The organism is Methylobacterium oryzisoli, from assembly GCF_046557895.1.
GTDB lineage: Bacteria > Pseudomonadota > Alphaproteobacteria > Rhizobiales > Beijerinckiaceae > Methylobacterium > Methylobacterium oryzisoli.
Genome location: NZ_JBKIBX010000121.1, coordinates 1 through 1,169 on the forward strand (window position 1 = coordinate 1; position 1,169 = coordinate 1,169).

At 62.7% G+C, this 1,169-nt stretch carries 1 protein-coding gene; it reads right to left on the reverse strand.

The window, feature by feature from the left end:
- Nucleotides 1-123: 123 nt before the first annotated feature.
- A complete protein-coding gene (locus ACKUB9_RS34310; RefSeq protein ID WP_407529935.1) occupies nucleotides 124-525 on the reverse strand; it encodes a recombinase family protein in 402 nt (133 codons plus the stop codon).
- Nucleotides 526-1,169 lie beyond the last annotated feature (644 nt).

The following is a 1,169-nucleotide window of genomic DNA, read 5'->3' on the forward strand; positions in this document are numbered from 1 at the left end:
ACGCCCGACGAGTGTGCCAACTTCTTCATCGCTGCCGGATACGATCCAGATTAAACCGAAAACGCTCTAGGCGCACCAGCTCGTCTTCTGCTACAGCCGCGAACAGGCCAAGCACCGCCTGCCCTATCGGGCTCTTAGAGCAGCGCCCGATCGCGTTGCGACCGGGCGCTGCTCTAAGTCTTTGATTCGTCGCATTTTCTGCGACGAACCGGCATCCACTTCGTCGGACAATGCTCTAGTGTCGAACGACTCGGTGAGCGATCGGAACTCGATCCCGCGCCGGTCGAGGTCGACGATGGTCCGTACGGTTTCGAGCCAAGTGCGGCCGACGCGATCCAGCTTCCAGGCGACGAGCGTGTAGCCGGGCGTCAGGGCGGCAAGCGCCTGGTCGAGGCCGACACGGCTCAAGGTCGCCCCACTGGCGCGATCCTGGAACACCTGGACGCAGCCGGCCGCCTTCAGAGCGTCCAGCTGGTATTGCGGGTCTTGGTCTTCGGTGGAAACGCGCGCATAGCCGATCAACATGCTTCCAATTATGCGCGGCCCCTTATGCGCGATCCAGCCCTAATGATCGCAATGGCTTAGATACCCCCAAGCGATGCGCGCATAAGGGTTCCCTTTTGCGCGAACATGCCGGATGGCTGGCCCCTTCCCTAGGCACGGAACCGAGACGGCACCCCGTCAGCCGCTTGAGAACCAGAATCACGGATTTGCGGAAGCCCGGCGCGGCGGCGTCGGGCACCAACCGACGTGCGGGCTCGTCATGCACTGCCAGCTGGAGACAGGCGATCTGCTTCGGAGCAGGGATTGGATGCGCGCTATGCGGCTGCTTCGGCATAGGCTAGCAGCATATGCCGTAAGCTAACCCATTCTACATACACACAGATGTGTCCTACCCCGCATTACTCCTATGGCAGCACGACGGGCTGCTCGTAGGCGGGCCGCCAACACTGTGTTGTCTAGGCTGAAAGTTTGATCTTTCCGCTCGTTTCAGGCGCCTCTTGAGCCACGAATGTTTGCTCAAGAGGCGCAGAAGCGGGCGAACGACATTCCGTCGGCGCCGCCGGGTGAGCCTCGGTCGGCGTGACCGACGACCTCATCGCGGCGCTCGACGCCGGCCTCCTCTCGCACGTGGTGCTGGACGCCTTCCACGTCGCGGCGCTGCCGCC

What these genes read in the sequence shown, in the direction of transcription:
- ACKUB9_RS34310 (WP_407529935.1), bottom strand. Translation starts at nt 525, where the DNA reads ATGTTGATCGGCTATGCGCGCGTTTCCACCGAAGACCAAGACCCGCAA.